Here is a 15381-nt window from a genome sequence, read left to right on the forward strand (position 1 = left end):
GCCTCCGTTATTGCCAGAAATCACGGGCCGGATCGAGAACCGGTTTCACCACGCCAGCGCGAATAGTGAAATCGCCAAAGCCTTCACCCGCTTCGCGCTCTGCCGACCAGCGGCCCAATAATTCATCAAGGGTAGCTAAAATTTCGTCTTCAGTAATGTTCTCGCGATACATGCGCGGGATACGCGTACCGATACGGTTGCCCCCCAAATGCAGGTTATAACGGCCCGGCGCCTTGCCCACCAGCCCAACTTCGGCCAGCAGCGCACGACCACAGCCGTTAGGACAGCCGGTCACGCGCAGCACGATGTGCTCATCGCCCACGCCGTGTGCATTCATCAAACCTTCTACGCGGGTAACGAATTCAGGCAGGAAACGTTCGGCTTCCGCCATTGCCAGCGGGCAGGTTGGAAACGCGACGCAGGCCATCGAATTTTCACGCTGCGCGGTCACGTTTTCCATCAGGCCATGATCGCGGGCAAGCCGCTCGATAGCCTGTTTCTGCGCTTCCGGAACGCCTGCAACGATCAGGTTTTGGTTCGCGGTCAGACGGAAATCGCCCTGATGGATTTTGGCGATCTCAGCCAGTCCGGTTTTCAGCGGGCGGCCAGGATAGTCGAGAATACGGCCGTTTTCGATAAACAGCGTCAGGTGCCATTTGTCGTCGATGCCTTTTACCCAGCCAAAGCGGTCGCCACGCGTGGTGAATTCATAAGGGCGGATTGGCTCGAACGTTATTCCAGCACGTCGTTCCACTTCCTGCTTAAAGGTTTCCACGCCCACGCGCTCCAGCGTGTATTTGGTTTTGGCATTTTTACGATCGGTACGGTTGCCCCAGTCGCGCTGGGTCGTCACTACCGCTTCCGCCACGTCGAGGATTTTTTCAACCGGCAGATAACCAAACTCGCTGGCGGTGCGCGCATAGGTCGCTTTGTTACCGTGATCGATAGATAGCCCGCCACCGACCAGCAGGTTAAAGCCAATCAGCTTGCCGTTTTCGGCAATGGCGATAAAGTTCAGGTCGTTGGCGTGCAGATCCACATCGTTATGCGGCGGCACTACCACGGTGGTTTTGAACTTACGCGGCAGATAAGTTTCGCCCAGAATCGGCTCTTTGTCGGTGGTCGCGACTTTTTCCTGATCCAGCCAGATTTCCGCGTAGGCACGAGTTTGCGGCAGCAGATGTTCGGAAAGTTTCTTCGCCCACTCGTACGCTTCCTGATGCAGTTCAGACTCTACCGGGTTAGAGCTGCACAGCACGTTACGGTTCACATCGTTGGCGGTGGCCAGTGCATCCAGGCCCACCTCATGCAGCATCTGGTGCGCAGGCTTCACGTTACCTTTCAGGATGCCGTGGAACTGGAACGTCTGACGGTTGGTCAGGCGAATGCTGCCGTAGAGCGTGTTGTCTTCGGCAAACTTATCAATGCCCAGCCACTGTTTCGGCGTCATGATCCCGCCAGGCAGACGGCAGCGCAGCATCATCGCGTGACGCGGCTCCAGCTTCTGCTCGGCACGCTCGGCACGGATATCGCGGTCGTCCTGCTGGTACATACCGTGGAAACGGATCAGCAGGAAGTTATCGCCGGTGAAGCCACCGGTCAGGCCGTCATGCAGATCTTCGGCAATGGTGCCGCGCAGATAGTTGCTCTCTTTTTTCAGGCGCTCGGCGTCAACCAGCTTGCCTTCAACCACCAGCGGTCCAGGATGTTTTTCGTCAGTCATTAGTAAACGTCTCGCTGATAACGGCGCTCAATGCGCAGCTCACTTAAAAATTCATCGGCGGTCTCTAAATCCATGCCACCGTGTTCTGATACGACTTCCAGTAATGCTTTTTCGACATCTTTTGCCATGCGGTTAGCATCGCCGCAAACATAAATGTGTGCGCCCTGCTCAATCCAGCGCCAGACTTCCTGCCCTTTTTCGCGGATTTTATCCTGCACGTAGACTTTATGCTGCTGGTCGCGGGACCAGGCCAGATCGATATGGGTCAGCAGGCCATCCTTCACGTAGCGCTGCCACTCAACCTGATACAGGAAATCTTCGGTAAAATGCGGATTGCCGAAGAACAGCCAGTTTTTACCTTCTGCCCCATCGTTATCGCGCTGCTGCATAAACGCGCGGAACGGCGCGATGCCGGTGCCCGGCCCAATCATGATGACCGGCGTTTCCGGGTTTGCCGGTAAACGTAAGTTATCATTGTGCTCGATGAACACGCGAATTTCGCCATCTTCTTCCAGGCGATCGGCCAGGAAGCTGGAAGCCCCGCCTGCGCGGGCACGTCCATCGATTTCATAGCGCACGGCACCCACGGTGATATGCACCTCGGATTCGCTTTCCGCCTGTGAAGAAGCGATGGAGTAAAGGCGCGGCGTCAGCGGACGCAGCAGCTCAAGCAGCTGTTCTGCTCTCAGCTCAACCGGTGCCTGGCGAACCATATCCACAATTGGCGTTGACTGCGCATACTGTTGCAGGCGGCTCTTATCGCTCACCAGCTCCAGCAGCTTCTCGTCGCGGCACAACGTGCCGTATTGCTCAACGATCTGCGTCGTATTCACCGTCAGTTCAAAATGTTTCTGCAAGGCTTCAGCCAGCGGCAGCGTCTGTCCGTGAACCTGAACGTCCTCATCGCCTTTCAGCCACAGCAGTTCAACCAGTTCCTGCACCAGCGCGGGATCGTTTTCATACCACACGCCGAGCGCGTCGCCAGGCTGATAGCGCAGGCCCGAATCGCCGAGATCGATTTCGATATGGCGCACATCTTTATCTGAGTTACGACCGGTAATTTTTTGGTTCACCGCAAAGCTGGCGGTCAGCGGCTCTTCTTTAGTATACGGGCTGCTGAAAACTTCGTTTACCGTGCCCGCCGCGGTAACAGCGGCAACGGCTGGCGATTCGCTCGGCACGCGTGCTTTCAGCACGTCAACGATTTGCTTGCGCCATTTTTCAGCGTCTGCGGCGAATTCAACGTCGGCATCGACGCGATCCAGCAGGCGTTCGCCGCCCATTTCCGCCAGCTTGCTGTCGAAGTCTTTACCGGCCTGGCTGAAGAATTCATAAGAGGTGTCGCCCAGACCAAAGACCGCGAAGGCGGTATTGTCCAGCTTCGGCGCTTTCTTCGACATCAGGTATTTGTGTAGCGCCACGGCTTCTTCCGGCGGCTCGCCTTCACCCTGCGTGGAGGTAATGACGACCAGCAATTTTTCCTGCGCAATCTGCTTAAATTTATAATCGCCGGCATTGACCAGGTTGACGTTCAGTTTGGCAGCCAGCAGGTCATCACGCAGCTGTTCGGCTACGCGACGGGCGTTACCGGTCTGGGAAGCAGACAGCAAAGTAATGGTTGGCGTGTCGACCGGTGCAGGCGCGCTAACGGCAGCGGTGCCCGGTGCCTGGTTGACCATGCCCCAGAAATAGCCGGAAAGCCATGCCAGTTGCGTTGTGGAAAAATCACCGGTCGCCGCCTGCAAGCGGGCGAGTTGTTCCGGCTGAAGCGGAAGCAGAGAACCTGGAGGTGCCTGAGTCGTCATTGCGTTAAATGTTCCAGTAGGGATAGTCCGGGCCGTTAAGCCAGCAAGATGGGGTTAGGGTAACGACTGACATAATAACCCTTAAATAAGGGTTGGTAATATTAAATAACCAAAATGACTAAACGGTTTTACAAGTAAGACATAGTAGATAAACAGGTTAATTAATTTGCAATATATCAGTTAGTTAGGATCGGCACCTTTCTGTTACGCCGCGCCGGCACGGAATCCATGGGGAAACGGGTGCGAAAAAAGGCTTTTTCGGGTAGACTTCGCCCGTTTTCCCAGAATGAGACTGTGTTTATGGCTACCACGCTGTTTAAAGATTTCGTATTTGAGGCTGCTCACCATCTGCCTAACGTGCCTGCCGGGCACAAATGTGGGCGCCTGCATGGGCACTCTTTTTTGGTGCGGCTCGAAATTACCGGCGAAGTGGATGCGCATACCGGTTGGATTATCGATTTTGCCGAGTTGAAAGCGGCGTTTAAACCGATTTATGACCGCCTGGATCACTACTATCTGAACGAGATCCCGGGCCTTGAGAATCCCACCAGTGAAGTGCTGGCTAAATGGATTTGGGACCAGATGAAGCCGCAGCTGCCGCTGTTGAGCGCCGTGATGATTAAAGAAACCTGTACCGCAGGCTGCGTGTATAAAGGTTAACCTGTCGGGATCGGCCGCGGCCGATCCCGTTCCTTGTTTCTTTTCAGCTGGCAAAGTGCCCGGTTTCGTCGTTCATAAAACCTTTAATGGTTTTAAGCAGCTCATCTTTATCATCAGCCGTGGCGGCATTGTTTGTGCCCACGCAATGCTCTGCCCATATCGTATGCCATTGTTTAGCTTGTTTTATTGGTATGGCATAGACCCCTTCCGAATAGGTAATAAAATACATTTCTACTCTGCTGGTATTGGTTTCGCCGCGTTCTTTGATCCCCGCTTTGATTTTTTCGCACAGCTGATATTGCTTTAGCCACTTCTCCGTGACGTCAGCATTAGGCTGGAGATAATCGACCCGGCGTGAAATGATAATAAAAACCTTACGCTTATTGCGTCCTTTCATCATCACCGGTACGGAACGAACCAGCCCGGAAGAAATTTGCGTCCAGGATCCGGCCTGAGACATGTTTTCAACCTGAGCCAGCTCGCTTTTATCGTTGGTTAACTCAATCAGCCACGAAAAGGGGGCTGCCTGGCTTAAATCGTTATCAGGTAAAGCAGGATTATAACCGCCGGCATTTTCACACATCATTTGAAAAGGACGAAAGGTAGATAGAGTGCTGCGCGACCACAGCAGCGGATAGGTAATAACAGCGTTATTCGAAAACATATTGTTAAGCGTGGCCTGATAATCAATGGCATTATCATTAAATAACGAATTCCACTTATACTGCATTAAAACTACGTGTCTGGCCTTTGCTCTTTCACTGGCAATAATACGCTGCGAACGCTCGGAGAAAATATCATCATCGGGATAGTTTCCGTCGTGACAGGAGTACTCCCCCCTGCCCTCTTTAGAACCATATTTTTTATTCTTTGCACACCAGCGAGCAAGCACAAGCACATCATCCGTGGGAGGGTTAAAGTAGAGTCCCCCTACGTAGTAACGATAAAAATCAAAGCGTCCTCTGTCCATAGTGTACATAAACTGATTAAATGTAGCAGTGCTCTGATTATTAATACTTTTATCACCCCAAAAGGTATAATCAATATCGTAACCTTCATTGGGAACAAATAGCAGCGAACAGCCGACCCGCTGGCCTCCACGCTGGTTTTTACCGGGAAGTTTTACCGGCACGCCGATCGTGTAAGGCACCAGCGCTATTTTATTTTCCGGGTTATTTTTTAAGGCATATTCACTCACTTCGTTTACCACGCTTTTGAGGCTGGTGAATGACTGTCGTGACGCTGAATTCGTGAAATCAACCACAAGCACATAATCAGCCGGAACGGAACTGTATTTTTTAATCCTCACATTGCCGGATCCAATCGCCAGATTGCGCTCGAGCCCGCTCACCATTTTTGCAGTGAAAAGAATGGGCACTTTTATTACAGCGCTAATATCGTAACCGGTATAGCTAACGCTGTCCTGGTCAACCTCATGAAAGGCGCTGGCAATATCAATATGGCTAATCGCCAGCTTTTCAGGGAAGTAATAATCAATATAGTGAGTAATTATCTGCTTCGCGGTGGTTATCTCCTCCGGGCTCATCTCATATTTGCCTCCTGCCGCCACGGCCAGCGAGGCTTCCCCCACCGCCCTTGCCAGCCGCGCTTTTTGCGAAAGTGCCTGAGCGCCATCCAGGCCAAAGGCCATCATAGCGACTAATGCAGGCAGAATAATGGCGAAGGCAGGGGTTAAAGCGCCTTTCTGGCGGGTCATCCATTTTTTAAACAGAGAAATTACAGGCATGTCCGTATCTCCTGTGCCGCAGTGAATTTTTCAGCTCGCATCTTTCCTCCTTTCAGGCAAATCAAGGCGGGGATTTCCCCTGGCCGATATTTCCCTACCCAGGCCCCGCTTCCCGCCTTGATATAGTTAGCGGGCCCCAGAACGTAATTGCCTCGGGGATAAATATCGACGATGGTGACGGTAAGCCGGCTGCGGATTTGCTGGCTGTAAGCCAGCTGACGATTAATATCCTGTACTAAGGTTGTTTGCGTGAGAAAAGCCGAATTGATAAAAACGATCGCTTCAGTAGGTTGCCTCTCCGGCTGCTTTTTTCCTGCCGCCGTCTGATGCGACGCCAGTAAAAGCAGCGGCAGAATTTTGCAGATAGCGCTGAACATGGCGTCGTCCTATCGCGGCAGCGCCACGTTAGAAATAATAATACGCTCCGGTAACGCGCCGACGCCCTGGAGCAGTTTATGCAGGCTGTTTTCCGGCGTCGGCACGCTCAGCGTTACCTGGTAAAGCGGCATCCAGCGGCTGGCACTGCTCCAGGGTGAAAGTTCGGTCAGGGCTTCCAGCCGGGTGATGGGTTGAGTCCGACAGTTGGCCGCTCCGCTAAAAAATATCGTGCTTGCCGCCACGCTTTTTATCTTCTCGTCTTTAAAGACGATTTGTTCCACGGTCAGGCACAGCTGCTGCGCTCCCGTTTTGCCAAACATAACGCCCGCCAGTTTGGCCAGCTCGTCAAGCTGTACCTGTGTCACCGCTTCATCGGCATCATAAAGCCAGGTTCTTTCTCGCAAAACCGAGGTTAATGAATAGTTTACGGCTTCGGCGCGGCTGCGCAATGTCAGGTAGAAACCGTAATCCGTGACGGCAATCACTAAGATGACGAGCAGAGAAAAAATAAAGGCAGCCTCTACGGCAACCACGGCGGAAGCGTCACCTGCGCGGGCAAACAGGCCTTTGCTCAGGCTACATATCTTTGAAATGGGCACTGGTTTCATATTCCTGTACAGAGATAATCTGGCGCGACAGCGAGTTTTTCAGGGCTGCGACAAGCGTACCTGCACCTGGGATGCCGGAAAGGATCAGCGGTTGGTAGCTGTAGCTCACCTGATAGACGGCCAGCTTTTTTAGATCAGAATCGGACGCGCTGCATTTATTCGCGGCGGCCTGCGCCACCGTGTCACAAAAAGTGACGCCAGTAGTCAGCAATGACGGGTCGATAAATCCGGCCCAAAAGCCGTTGTCGGTAGTGATCGTTTTTCTGAACAGCGCGTTGTAATCCGTCTGGCTTGCCGACCGGGAAGCGCTGGTGCGTGACGCCGATGAAAGCATAAAATCGATCGCGGAAGAGATAAACATATAGCGGCTTATCTCAAAAATAAAAAAAACCATAAACAGGAAAATAACAATCACGAAGGAGAATTCCACAGCGACGATACCTTTTTCTTCCTCCAGTATGTTAACCAGCGGCAAGCGCGTATATTTTCTGTTGTTCATAACAATCCCTGTGCTCTTTAAATAGCCTCTGCTGCGTTATAAAGTCGAAAGGTTACTTTCAATTTCAAATAATGAAGAAACCAGCGTATCCGGATATTTGGATAAATTCTCACGCTTAATGATTTCTCTTGCATAGCGAAGATCGCCCGCTTTCACCAGCGCAAAGACCAGATTGTGAGTTAAGTGATTATCCCGATAGCCACGTAAATAAACCGGCAGCAGCAGTTCTATTGCCTGCGAGTAACGCCTGTCGGCAATATGAATCAGCGCAATATTATTCACCACTTTCTCTTCAGAATAGAACGCGTTGCGGGCCTGTTCGAAAGCATGTAGGGCACCCGGCAGCTCGCCGCGCTGAGCCTGAATAATACCGCGCAAATTCAGTCCTTCGCCGTTGGCAGGTTCTTTCTGCAACAGCAGATTGACGAAATTCAGCGCATTATCATATTTCTGCTGAGCCACCAGGTTTTTGCTTTGCAGCAGATAGACCCGTGCCGACGGATTATTTTTCAGCGAGACCACCAGGTAATGCAGCGAAGCGTCGTAATTCCCTGCCAGATAAGCGTACTCCGCAAGCCTGAGCCGTACCTCCGGATTTTCCTTTTTCTGCAGCGACCGGCGATTCAGATCGATCAGGCTTTGGTAGTTTTTGGTTTTAAGCAGAATGCGTTCTTTATCGGCAAGCTGACGGTTGTCGACGCTGCTTTGCCCGTCATGGCGGTAATCTCCTGACGTGCAGCCTGACAAACAAATCAGCAGCATCAGGTAACATGCCTGCGCCTTTCGTTGTTTACACATTGGCCATCATCCTCATTACGCCCGGTGCGCCAACCACCACAATCACCGGAAACATAAAAAACAGGATCAGCGGCACGCTCATTTTTGCGCCCAGCTTGCCGATTTTTTCTTCCAGCGTGAGGAGCTGGATTTCACGAATTTCCCTTGAAAGAATAATCAGTTGTTCGTAGAGCGAGGCGCCATACTGCAAGCTTTGCATCAGCATCGCACAGAGCATGCGGTTCTCCGGCGACGGAATTTCGATATAGAACTGACGCAGGGCATCGCTCAGGCCGCTGACCTCGGTACGTTTTACCAGCCGGGCCAGAAACGGCGTAAAGTCAGGATTGATCCCGGCCATTTTTTGACTGAGAAAGGTAAAAGCTACTTCAAGGCTCATCCCACACTGAACGCACACGGCCAGCAAATCAACCATCCACGGGATCTCGCCGCTGAGCTTCTTAACGCGTTGATTAACCATCAGGCTGCGCAACCTGCCGGGAAGAATAATCGCGATAATCAGCATGACCATCAGGGTGGCAATCAGGCCCGTTCGCCCTATTTCTATATTAAAAATCGCGTTAATAATAAAAAATAGCGTTAACAGCACCAGCAACAAGCCCAGCTTATAAATAATATTACCGTCAAGAATGCGGAAATAGCTCAGCGTCCTGTTTTGCTTTTCCAGCACCATTTCTGCTTCATGATGCATTTTAAGCTGTTGAACATTTTTAACGGCCGACGCTTTGCTCATAATTTCCATCATCAGGGTTAACCGCTTCATCCTTCGCTGGCGTAAAATAAAGTGAACCAGTATCGCCAGCGACAACACAATCAATACGCCCATCATGATTTGCATTTTATACTCCACGCATTAAAAAACGGATAACGGCGATACCCAGAATCTCGCTGCCCAGCAGATAATAGAGAATATAATTCCCCTTCTGGTCGTACAGCACAAAGTCAAAATTTTCCGGGCTGATAAACTTAAGCAGAATAAGAAAGACAAAAGGGATCGCCCCGGTGATTTTGGCCGACATGCGCATTTCAGAGGTCATCGTCAGCATCTTTTTTTCCGTCGCCACGCTGGAAGCAATCGCCCGTTGCAGTTTGGCCAGCACCTCTTTCAGACGGCCGCCGCTGCTGATATTGAGTAACACAGCCACAATAAAAAAATAATATTGTCGATAGGGATAGCGTTTCCAGGAGTCGTTAAACACCTGCTCGGGACTTTCACCTAAATTAAGACGCCGGCTAACCCTACCAAATTCTGCGCCCAGCGGTGTGCTGCTGGTAAAGGAGTAGTCCTGCATGGCCTGCGCAAAGGTTCGTCCCGCTGAAACAGCGCCGCCAATAGAGGTTAAAGCCTCCATAAAATTCTCGTTAAACTGCTTTTGTTTCTTTTTTGCCAGCATCGCGTGCCAGACGGTAAAAACGATCGGAATTGTCGGCGTCAGCAACCATGACGCAGGCAGATTAATGTAGAGCATATTCACCAGGCCTGTGGCCAGGCAGATCATCGTCGGTATTAACACGTTGCGCAGAAAGGCCGGTTTATTATGCGGTTCCAGTACGCTGCAATAGCGGGCGACTTTTTGCGTTATCAGCCGGCCTGCCTGCCGCCAAAATGCGTCACGACGCTGGGGGGATGACTGGCCCAGCAACAGCTGTAGTGAGCGCTTTCGTCGTCCACGAAACAGCATGGCATGGCGGGTAAGCTTTCTGCGCTGAACCAACAGCAGCAGGCATAGCAGACCAAAGACGATGACGACGATAAACAGAGTACGCATCGTTTCAGCTAAAAATGGTGTTGAGATAGCCTTCGCACGCGTGCTCCCGGGCTTTACGATAAACCACCGAGCGCGTTGATAATCCCGCGCTAACAAATGTGCCTTTCACCCGTGCTCCTTCTGCCGCCGGTTCGACTTCACAGGTAAAAATATCCTGCAAAACGATCGTTTCGCCCTCCATGCCCATAATCTCGCTGATATGCGTGATTTTTCGCGAACCGTCATACAGGCGAGAGACCTGAACAATCAGATTCACCGCCGAACAGATATTGCGGCGGATCGATTCAATGGGCAGGCTGAGGTTAGCCATCATGACCATATTTTCCATACGTGCCAGCGCGTCTCGCGGGGAGTTAGCGTGCAGCGTGGTCATTGAGCCGTCGTGCCCGGTGTTCATCGCCTGCAGCATCTCAAAGGTTTCGCCGCCGCGACACTCGCCAACGATAATGCGGTCGGGACGCATACGCAGCGTGTTGATCATCAGATCCCGCATGGTGACCTGGCCGCTGTTTTCCACGCCGGCCATCCGCGTTTCCAGGCGAACCACATGGGGCTGCTGCAATTTAAGCTCTGCCGCATCTTCCAGCGTGATGACACGTTCATCCTCATTGATGTAGAGGGAAAGCGCGTTCAGCAGCGTGGTTTTACCGGAGCCGGTCCCGCCAGAGATCACGATATTGACCTGACATTTAGCGGCAATGGAGAGAAAGTTAGCCATGCGCTCGTCCATGGCACCCCAGGCGACCAAATCGGCAAAGGTACGCGACACCTTGCTAAATTTACGAATGGAAATTGCGGTACCATCCAGCGCCACAGGATTGATCACCACATTAAGTCGACTGCCGTCGCTCATGCGGGCATCAACCAGCGGCTGCGAATCATCAATGCGACGCCCTACCCGGCTAACCAGTCTTTTGGCGATTTCGGTAAGCTGCGCGTTATCGATAAAGCGCCTGGTGGTTTTAACCAGCTTGCCGCCCGTTTCGATAAAAATATTGTCCGGCCCGTTAACCAGGATATCGCTGATGCTGTTGTCCTCCATCAGCTCACGCAGCGGCCCAACCCCGGTGATTTCATCTGCCATGGCGCCCGCCAGCGTCTGCATCACTTCAGAAGGCAGATAGCGGTTGGTTTCAATACTCACCTGCTGGATCATCTGTGCAATTTCATTTACCAGCGCCGGCCGGTCGTCCATCAGCCGCTCGACAGTGTCCAGGTCGAGAAGCGGCAATACGGTCGTACGCATTGTCCGCACTAATTCATCATACTGCGTATTCATTCCTTAACTCCTTTTGCCGGCGAGCTTGAGAAGCTGCTTTAGCGCCGAACTGGGCGGTAGCTTTTCCGTGCTGCCCAGCGTCAAATTGGTTAGCCGTTGCAGCAGTTTTTTATGTTTACCGTTGAAACTGAGCGCCATAGCGGGATCGCCCGCGTTTTTAATAAACGGGATTGCCACATCCACTGACTGACCAATAAGATTTCCCGCCTCCGGCGGATTAATCATGCCGTTTTGTGTGGGCTGGCTCTGATTAAAACAGAGGATAATTCTTTTCGTGCGATTGCCGCTTTTTTTCAGGTGTTGGTTATATTCGATCACTTTTTTGGCAGTGCGTATCGATGCCAGATCAAAATGAAAAACCAGTATAATGCTGTGGCAGTTGTGCAAGGCGCGTTCAATTTCACTGTTGTCTGCGTTATAAATCGTATGATCGAACACCACGAAATCGTAAGCGTCGTATAAAGGCTGATTAAAATTCCAGGCATGTTCGCTTTGCTCCGCCAGGGCAAAAAGATTTTCCTGAATTTTAATGACGTCGCTGGCGATCTCTTTCCTGGCGATCAGATCCAGATTTCGGGTGCCGCCCTGTCCCTGAACTAAAAGCAAAGAGACGTTACGCTGTTGAACCAGATTTTGTGCAAGCTGGAAACTCAACGACGTGTTTCCTACACCGCCTTTACAGCTGAGCAAGGCGATTTTTAATGACGATTTGCTCCTGCTCACCTGCTCGCCGGGGTTATCCAGGATCTTACCCAACGACTTTATTTCGTCAGGATGGAAATAAATATAATGAATCCCCTGTGACTGATATTTTCCGGCCAGCAACAATGAATCGCTGTTGCCGATGGCAATGCAGAGCGTCTCTTTAGAAAGGAACAGGCTGATTTTTTCAACGAAGCTGTCGCCTTGATCGGAAGAACCGATATCAAAGATAAAATGGCTGATGCTTCCGGCTAAATTTTGCGGGTCAAACTGCTCCAGGGTAACCTGATGGACGCTAAGCTCCCCCAGATTACGCACGTTCAGCTGGTCGCAGACGCTGCTGATGACTTCCTGTCGGGGAGAAATCACCACGACCAGCGAGAACAGATCCCGTTTTTTTTCCCTGGTACCCGGAAAGAGCAACATAGCCACCTGCCTTTTTATGGATTAAAAAACCACTTTGTTGTTATCAATTAAGGAAGCGTGCAAATTATTTTCTAAAGCACAGCCGAACTTATCCGTGTCTCGGTAACTGTAAAACTGATATTGATAATCACAGCTGTAGGGCTGTCGGGCGAAAACAATATTCACGCCGATTAATGTTGCTGAAGATTTGTCGCTGTATTTACTCTCTTTTTGCAGGCGAACGTCGCCAGGCACTACGCCGGCGCGGACCAGATTCTCTTTTAACGCTTTTGCCAGGTCGTCCATATCATTACGCTGCCAGCTAATCAGGATCTGGCCGCTGATGTATTGATAACTCTCCAGTATTTGCGCGACTACTATTTCCCGATCGATCGGATTGCGGCTATTAAGCTTAAACTGATAATACTCACTGGCAGCAGTAGGTAATGAAAAAAGAGCCGCGACGAAAAAGAGTGCTATCCTCAACATAGATAATCCTTTCTATTGAATAAAACCGCTTTGTTCCATAAACATTCGAACTTCGCGTCGCGATCTTTCCTTTTGTAATACATTCACGTTAAAAAAACGCTCCAGCAGGCTGCTGCGATTTACCGACGGATAGAGCACGTTGCGGGGAGATATTGGCCTGACCAGATTCACGGTGGCCACCATAATTAATTCTGTCCGTTCCTTCGTTGACGAGGTATTGCGAAACAGTGCTCCAAGAATGGGGACATCACCAATAAACGGCACTTTTGATAACGATTCTCTTTCTGTTTCACTCAATAAACCGCCCAACACGAAACTTTCACCATCGGCAAGTTCAATGGTCGTTCTGGCTTTTCGCGATTTCAGTATGGGGATTGAAAGAATCTCACCATTAACCAGGCTCACCTCTTGTCCCAGCGTTAACCTGACCTTCTGGCTGCTTTCAACCTTTGCAGCAACAAACATTTTAATGCCGAACTCTTTATAGGTGACTTCGGTACCGTTTTGAGAACGGGTAATAACAGGTACTTCCCCGCCAACCAAAAAATCCGCCGTCTCGCCAGACAGCACCGAAAGATTCGGCTCGGCAAGTACCCGCGCCAGGGCTTCATTTCCCACCGCATGGATGGCCGTTACCAGGCTACTGGCATCAAACTTAAACTGGTTCAGCACGAAATCGCCAATTTGCGTGGCAGCGCTCCAGTCAATACCCAGACTGTCGGAATAGGTTTTATTGATCTCCACCAGGGTGATTTTTACATTGACCTGGTTCGCCAGCGGCAGCGTAAGATGGTTTTGTAATTTTCTGAAGCTGACATAATCCATGTGCTTTAAATCGGCGACCGTTTTATCGTTGATCTCCAGCTGGGTTTTGGTCACTTCTCGCTCCAGCCCGAGCGATTCCCCGACCAGCTGATGGATTGCATCCCGACTTTCTTCGTCCGTCACGGTGCCGGAAAGAATATAGCCATCGCCCACTTTTCGTAGCTCAATGTTGCTGCCGGGAAAATGCTCCCGTACCGTCTGATTTAGCTGACCAATGAGCGGATCGACCATCACGCTGATGCTGCGGGTATGCCCGCCCTGTACCAGCAAAATCTCGCCGCGCCCGTTGCCCAAAGCGTATACCACCACTTCGCGATCGCTGATTACCTGATAATCCACGACCTCAGGACTTGAGGTGAAAACCGTATCAACGACGTCGTTCAGCTTGAGGGTTCTCGCCGCCCCCTTTTGCAGATAAATCGTTTCTGCATGGGCTTTACCGTCATACAATACGAATAGCAGCAGCAGAATAAACAGCCCCATGCCAGACGTTAATTTAGGTTTTTCCATTACCTCTGCCTGCCTCGTAGTTGAGTAACCAGCTCGGGGATTGCGCCCTGTTTATTCCCTGGTGAGGCGCTGGCGGGAAATAAAACGGTATCGCCCAGATGCCTGACCGCGTAAATTCGCGTCAGGTCGTCGCTACTAAGCTCAACATAGACCACAGTGCTGCTGCCGGTTTTTGCGGCTTCGCCTTCATTGCCGGCCATTTTTTCTGCCGAGAAAAATCGCTTCGGGCCTAACAACCAAACCATCTTGCTGGTTTTATTTATGATGCTTTTTCCCTTACCATCAATAAACTCAACACGCTTCGTTTCATCTTCTTGCTGGCGAATGAAATAGCGCAGGTAGACGTTTACCTCATCGCCTTTTTTTAATCGCGTCAGCAAAAAAAGATCGGCATTACGCACGGGCACAGGATAAATGTAGTGATCGCTTTTCAGCGACACCGTTTCTCTGGGAACATATTCAATATCTTTTCGCGTCAGCGCCTCGCCAGCCGCGATGTTATTAACGACCTGATAGCCTTCAAGGCTTTCCGGTAGCCCTGGCTCCGTGGGAGCCTCTTTTACCGGCAATCGAACCACCTGTTTGCTGTAGCTTTCCTTCGTCAGTGGCTCGCCTTTTATTAACGCCTTAGTGGCGGTGAAGGTCGTGACATCCGTCATCGCCTCAACCCGCTCTTCACCGGAAAATTTTAGGCCCACAATACCGACAACCAGCAGCAGCAGCGCCAAAATCACCAACAGCCGCTGATTCATAATGCTGACCTCGTCAAGACAACCGTTGCCGTATAGCCGCTAACAATGGCCACGCCGTATGGGACGCCACGTTGACCAGATGATTTAACATAGCGACCGATCACCGTGGCGAGCGCAACGGGTAAACCTGCCAGCGCCGTTAATAACAGCAGCAATATGACATCATCACTCCCCAGTGAAAGGGACAGGCCGGCCAGGAGTTTTACGTCTCCGGCACCGAGTACGCCGATAACGCTTAATAAGAAACCCGCCGTAAAAACCAGTAGCGCAGGAATAATAAAAATCCCGCCTGGCGTAAGGCAGCCAATCGCCAGCGATAAACAACTGATAAGTAGCGTGGTGGTATTTCTTATCTTCCGATAGCGGATATCACTGTAGCAAACATGGAAAAACAGAATTAAAAGGAGTAAATAAAGGCCGCACATCATTGCT

Annotated in this window: 16 protein-coding genes; 1 reads left to right on the forward strand and 15 read right to left on the reverse strand. The window is 51.1% G+C overall.

Annotation, left to right across the window (positions count from 1 at the left end; genetic code table 11):
- Positions 1 to 7: 7 nt before the first annotated feature.
- Positions 8 to 1723 carry an assimilatory sulfite reductase (NADPH) hemoprotein subunit gene (cysI, locus tag EHV07_RS18165; protein ID WP_147199569.1) on the reverse strand — a complete coding sequence of 572 codons (1716 nt, stop codon included), beginning with the start codon at positions 1721 to 1723 and terminating at the stop codon, positions 8 to 10.
- Positions 1723 to 3528: an NADPH-dependent assimilatory sulfite reductase flavoprotein subunit gene (gene cysJ / locus EHV07_RS18170; RefSeq protein WP_147199571.1), complete on the reverse strand. Its 1806-nt coding sequence runs from the start codon at positions 3526 to 3528 to the stop codon at positions 1723 to 1725. The genes cysI and cysJ overlap by 1 nt, the downstream gene beginning before the upstream one ends.
- A 300-nt stretch (positions 3529 to 3828) precedes the next feature.
- Here cysJ and queD point away from each other — a divergent pair, with 300 nt between their 5' ends.
- Positions 3829 to 4188: a 6-carboxytetrahydropterin synthase QueD gene (gene queD / locus EHV07_RS18175; protein ID WP_147199572.1), complete on the forward strand. Its 360-nt coding sequence runs from the start codon at positions 3829 to 3831 to the stop codon at positions 4186 to 4188.
- A gap of 43 nt (positions 4189 to 4231) precedes the next feature.
- On the opposite strand, the gene EHV07_RS18180 is transcribed toward queD, so the two are convergent.
- The 13 genes from EHV07_RS18180 to EHV07_RS18240 are packed head-to-tail and all read right to left on the reverse strand — an operon-like array spanning position 4232 to position 15377.
- Positions 4232 to 5935 (reverse strand): TadE/TadG family type IV pilus assembly protein, encoded by a 1704-nt coding sequence (locus EHV07_RS18180; protein WP_147199574.1) that lies wholly within the window; start codon positions 5933 to 5935, stop codon positions 4232 to 4234.
- Complete coding sequence (locus EHV07_RS18185) at positions 5926 to 6312, reverse strand: hypothetical protein (RefSeq protein WP_147199576.1); 387 nt, start codon at positions 6310 to 6312, stop codon at positions 5926 to 5928. Before EHV07_RS18185 ends, EHV07_RS18180 begins: the two co-directional genes overlap by 10 nt.
- 9 nt (positions 6313 to 6321) lie before the next feature.
- The gene (gene tadF, locus EHV07_RS18190; protein WP_168199648.1) at positions 6322 to 6912 is read right to left on the reverse strand and encodes a tight adherence pilus pseudopilin TadF; all 591 of its coding nucleotides are present in this window, start codon (positions 6910 to 6912) and stop codon (positions 6322 to 6324) included.
- Positions 6890 to 7420 (reverse strand): TadE/TadG family type IV pilus assembly protein, encoded by a 531-nt coding sequence (locus tag EHV07_RS18195; RefSeq protein WP_147199579.1) that lies wholly within the window; start codon positions 7418 to 7420, stop codon positions 6890 to 6892. The genes tadF and EHV07_RS18195 overlap by 23 nt, the downstream gene beginning before the upstream one ends.
- Positions 7421 to 7456: 36 nt before the next feature.
- Positions 7457 to 8218, reverse strand: a complete 762-nt coding sequence (locus EHV07_RS18200; RefSeq protein ID WP_147199580.1) for a lipopolysaccharide assembly protein LapB — start codon at positions 8216 to 8218, stop codon at positions 7457 to 7459.
- Positions 8211 to 9056, reverse strand: coding sequence for a type II secretion system F family protein (locus tag EHV07_RS18205; protein WP_147199581.1), 846 nt, complete (start codon positions 9054 to 9056; stop codon positions 8211 to 8213). The genes EHV07_RS18200 and EHV07_RS18205 overlap by 8 nt, the downstream gene beginning before the upstream one ends.
- A gap of 1 nt (position 9057) precedes the next feature.
- Complete coding sequence (locus EHV07_RS18210; RefSeq protein WP_147199582.1) at positions 9058 to 9987, reverse strand: type II secretion system F family protein; 930 nt, start codon at positions 9985 to 9987, stop codon at positions 9058 to 9060.
- A 4-nt stretch (positions 9988 to 9991) separates the two neighbouring features.
- Entirely contained in the window at positions 9992 to 11266 is a 1275-nt protein-coding gene (locus tag EHV07_RS18215; protein WP_147199583.1) for a CpaF family protein, read from the reverse strand.
- 3 nt (positions 11267 to 11269) lie between these two features.
- Positions 11270 to 12394, reverse strand: a complete 1125-nt coding sequence (locus tag EHV07_RS18220; RefSeq protein WP_147199584.1) for a hypothetical protein — start codon at positions 12392 to 12394, stop codon at positions 11270 to 11272.
- Positions 12395 to 12415: 21 nt separating this feature from the next.
- Entirely contained in the window at positions 12416 to 12862 is a 447-nt protein-coding gene (locus EHV07_RS18225) for a hypothetical protein (protein WP_147199585.1), read from the reverse strand.
- A gap of 12 nt (positions 12863 to 12874) precedes the next feature.
- Positions 12875 to 14197, reverse strand: coding sequence for a type II and III secretion system protein family protein (locus tag EHV07_RS18230; protein ID WP_147199586.1), 1323 nt, complete (start codon positions 14195 to 14197; stop codon positions 12875 to 12877).
- Entirely contained in the window at positions 14197 to 14949 is a 753-nt protein-coding gene (locus tag EHV07_RS18235) for a hypothetical protein (protein ID WP_147199587.1), read from the reverse strand. The genes EHV07_RS18230 and EHV07_RS18235 overlap by 1 nt, the downstream gene beginning before the upstream one ends.
- Entirely contained in the window at positions 14946 to 15377 is a 432-nt protein-coding gene (locus EHV07_RS18240) for a prepilin peptidase (protein WP_147199588.1), read from the reverse strand. The genes EHV07_RS18235 and EHV07_RS18240 overlap by 4 nt, the downstream gene beginning before the upstream one ends.
- Between the last annotated feature and the right edge of the window lie 4 nt (positions 15378 to 15381).

The organism is Pantoea sp. CCBC3-3-1 (assembly GCF_007981265.1).
Classification (GTDB): domain Bacteria; phylum Pseudomonadota; class Gammaproteobacteria; order Enterobacterales; family Enterobacteriaceae; genus Erwinia.